Origin of the sequence: Actinomadura darangshiensis (assembly GCF_004349235.1) — a bacterium.
In the GTDB taxonomy this organism is placed as follows: Bacteria; Actinomycetota; Actinomycetes; order Streptosporangiales; family Streptosporangiaceae; genus Spirillospora; species Spirillospora darangshiensis.
On sequence record NZ_SMKY01000501.1, the window covers coordinates 1 to 3,749 of the forward strand.

Consider the following 3,749-nt stretch of genomic DNA (forward strand, 5'->3'; position numbering starts at 1 on the left):
CCCACGCCCGCCAACCCCGCCGCCATCGGGCAGCCCCTCACCGGGCATACGGCCGACGTCAACGCGGTGGCGTTCAGCCCTGACGGCAGATCCCTGGCCACCGGGAGCGGCGACAAGACGGTGCGCCTGTGGGACGTCGCCGCCCGCAAACCTCTGGGCCAGCCCCTCACTGGCCACACGGCCGGCGTCAACGCGGTGGCTTTCAGCCCGGACGGCAAGACCCTGGCGTCCGTGAGTGACGACAAGACGGTGCGCCTGTGGGACGTCGCCACCCGCAGACCCCTCGGCAAGCCCATCACCGATCACTTCAAAGCCGTCCGGTCGGTGACGTTCAGCCCCGACGGCAAGATTCTGGCCACTGCGGGTGAAGACGGCAGCGTGTGGTTGCGGAACGCGGACACCCGCAAACCCATCGGCGATCCGCTCCTGCAGAACTACGCCGCCCTCGCGGTGCTGTTCAGTCCTGACGGCAAGGTCCTCGTCACCGTGGGCAACAGCGTCGGCAGCGAGGTGCAGCTGTGGGACATGACTGAGCGCGACCCCCGCTTTCGACGGCTCAAAGGCGAGACCGGCGGCGTCGGTGCGGTGGCGTTCGGACCTGACGGCAAGACCCTCGCCACTGCGAGCTCAAGCATCGGCTACGAGGTGCGGCTGTGGGACGTGGCCACCCGCAAGCCGCGTGGTCGACCTCTCACCGGCCATACCGGTGGAATCGGTGCCGTGGCGTTCAACTCCGACGGCAAGACCCTGGCCACCGGCAGCGGAGACAAGACGGTGCGGTTGTGGGATGCCGTCGCCCGCAAACCCCTCGGTCGGCCCATCACCGACCATACGGGCGCTGTTGAGGCGGTGGCGTTCAGCCCCGACGGCAAGACCCTCGCCACCGCGAGCAGCGACCGCACCGTCCGGCTGTGGAACGTGGCCACTGCGACCCAACGCGCACCGGCTTGACAGCGGCGTGAGCCACGCAAGCGGCGAGTCTTCCGCCGCTTGCGTGGCTCGATACCAACGTGAACTGCGGGCCGGGCCTAGCCGACGGTGACGGTCAGGCGTTTCGGGTTGCCGTCACTGGCGGCGCCCGAGACGTCCGGCTGCCCGTCGGGACAGACGTCGTCGTACGGGAACGCGTACCCGATCGGGGTGTTGGCGTGCAGGATCCGCGCCCAGTGGTTGGTGGTCGCGTCCTTGTAGTAGTCCGACTGCGGGGTGCCGTTCGGCTGGTCGGCGCTGCTCAGGACCGTGCTGCGGTTGAACGCCGCGGCGATGCGCGCGAGCAGACCCTTCTTGATGTCGGTGTCGCTCGGGATGTTGGCGAACGGCCCGTCGTTGCAGGTGAAGATGTCCTTGGACGAGGGCCGCGCGAACGTGCTCCCGTCGTTGAACGTGAGCACGCCGCCGTTGACGCGTCCGGTGTAGACGCCGCGCCCGCCCTGGAGGTCGACCTTGAGGTCGGTCCCGGCGTACTTGTCCCACACTTGGCCGACGTAGCCGTCCCAGTACGAGGAGAAGGCACCGGGGTTGGTCGCCATGTAGCCCTGCGGTGCGATGACCCGCAGGACGCCGCCGCCGTTGCGGATGACGAGCTGGTCCCAGGGCTGCCCGTCCGCGCCCTTCTGCGCGGCGAGGGCGCTCGCGATCGCGTCGACCGCTCCGGCGGGCGCGGGCGCGACGGTGTGCGTGGAGTCGCCGACGAGACTGAGCCCGAGCGGCAGCGCCGTCAGCAGGTCGACGTAGGAGATGTTCGCGAAGATCTGCGTCGGGTTGAACGTGAACTCGCAGAACGACCAGGTCTTCTGGTAGTTCGCGTCGGCCGGGTTGGCGAACGCCGGTTCGACGAGCGCGGGCCCGGGGTTGACGTAGAAGTCGAGCTTGTCGTTCTTCACGAAGTAGATGCGGGCGCCGTACATCTGCCCGAGGGTGAGGTTCGCTTCGCCTCCGGCACCGACCGGGATGGCGCAGTCCACCGGGAGCGGGGTCTGCGGCGCCGAGGGCGACTCGAGATGGTAGGGCGTGCTGTCGGCGCGGAGCAGCATCATCCGGTCGGTGCCCTGCTCGCGGCCGGTGATGTAGGCGTTCACGGGAGCGGAGCCGTGGTTGGCGAGCGTGAGCCCGCACGTGGACGGCGCCGCGAACGCGGGCCTGCCGAGCATGTCGCGTCCGAACGGGATGGCGAGTGCGGCCGTGCCGGCCGCGGCGAGAAACGATCTGCGGGAGACCAACGGAAACTCCTGGCGGGGGGTCGATTCGGTTGCCGTTGTCTGACACGCGCGTATCAGGATGGAACGCTATACAAGGTTTCGGACAAACCCCCTACTGTCAAGACTCTTTCCAATTACCTCCCCCCACCTGCACTCACTCCGCCGCGCTCACGGCATCAGCTCTTCGCGCGACGGAACCCCCAGGCCCACGTGAGGCACCCACATCCGGAGCGCCAGCAGGTACAGGCCGAGGATGAGGGCCGGTGCCAGCCATCGGGAGAGCCGTGTCCGGTTGGCCGGCATGGTCAGGACCACCAGCGCCGGAGTCGCCGACGCGGCGAGTACCAGACCGAGCACGTCGAGAAACGGGCCCGATCGATTACGGCATCCGAACGACCAGGTATCCCCTCCGCCGCAGACGTCCGCCTGGACGTAGAAGAAGGTGAGAAGGCAGAACAGGCCGCCGAGGAACCACGCACACGTGCCCAATGCCAAGCCGAGGCGGGGAGCCCGAATCGGCTCAGGCGTCCCATCGCGCCGAGTGGCACGCACATCCTGGACCGCCGCGGCCGTCATCAGCCCGACCACGGCCGCCACGGACAACGTCCCCGAGCCCCACCCCGCACTGCTCGCCCAGAAAGGCGGATCCTCCGGGTTCGTGCCGCCCGACGGCCAGGTCGACACGGTCATGACGAAAAGGACCGCTACCGCCACCCAGGCGCCGGCCGGCACCGGGTACTCGCGAGAGCGGCCGCCTGCCATCACCGACCGTTCGATCACATGGGTGACTCCATGTGCTGTCCGAGACCAGTGCTGGTTCACAACGTGCCTTCTTTCGTGGCCGGCTCGCGAGAGCCGCCGTGCGCGGGCTCACGGACACGACCGTCCGACGCCCGGATGGTTCGGCCATCGCGGCGGGATGGTCAGCGCAGATGGTGGTGGAGGGGGGCGGCGAGTTCGGTGGTGCTCAGGACGAGGGCGACCGTGTAGTCGATCAGATGGTCGCGGTCGATGCCGAGGTCGCCGCGGAACCAGGTGGTGAACAGCTCCCAGAGGCCGGCCGTGAGGGTCAGGCCGGTCAGTTCCACGTCGACGTCGGGGAGGAGGACCTGGTCCAGGGTCTCGTGGGTCTGGGCGGCGAAGATCGCGGCCATCGTCCGGATGATCTCGACGCGGCGGCGCTGGAGCAGCGGTGACGCGGGGAACGCGTGGGTGAGGATGTGGGCGCGGCGCGGGTCGCCGGTCAGGAAGTCGAGGATGGCGGTCACCACGGCGCGGGTGCGGGGCCGCGGGTGGCGAGGGGCTTCGCGGGCGGCGGACAGGATCACGTCGGTGCCCTGCGCGACCTGGTCGTCGATGATCGCCAAGAGCAGGGCGTCCCGGTCCGGGAAGTTCTCGTAGAAGTAGCGGTCGTTGAGCCCGGCCTCGGCGCACACCTTCCGGACGGTCGTGGCGGCCCACCCCTGGGTGCCGAGCAGCTCCAGCCCGGCCGCCAGCAGCGCGGCGCGGCGGCGGGCCCGGCGCTGGTCGGCGGGCACGCCGCGGTAGGGG

4 protein-coding genes are annotated in these 3,749 nt (G+C 69.6%); 1 reads left to right on the plus strand and 3 read right to left on the minus strand.

Going from position 1 to position 3,749, the window contains the following annotated elements; all coding sequences use genetic code 11:
• A partial coding sequence (locus E1293_RS45425) for a WD40 repeat domain-containing protein (protein WP_132206118.1) occupies window positions 1-951 on the plus strand: 951 nt, incomplete at its 5' end.
• 77 nt (window positions 952-1,028) lie between these two features.
• On the opposite strand, the gene E1293_RS45430 is transcribed toward E1293_RS45425, so the two are convergent.
• The 3 genes from E1293_RS45430 to E1293_RS45440 all read right to left on the minus strand — a co-directional run.
• Complete coding sequence (locus tag E1293_RS45430; RefSeq protein WP_132206120.1) at window positions 1,029-2,219, minus strand: glycoside hydrolase family 64 protein; 1,191 nt, start codon at window positions 2,217-2,219, stop codon at window positions 1,029-1,031.
• Between the two features lie 147 nt (window positions 2,220-2,366).
• Window positions 2,367-2,978 carry a hypothetical protein gene (locus E1293_RS45435; protein WP_132206122.1) on the minus strand — a complete coding sequence of 204 codons (612 nt, stop codon included), beginning with the start codon at window positions 2,976-2,978 and terminating at the stop codon, window positions 2,367-2,369.
• Window positions 2,979-3,121: 143 nt separating this feature from the next.
• Window positions 3,122-3,749, minus strand: a 628-nt coding sequence (locus tag E1293_RS45440; protein ID WP_132206124.1) for a TetR/AcrR family transcriptional regulator, incomplete at its 5' end; no start/stop codon positions are given.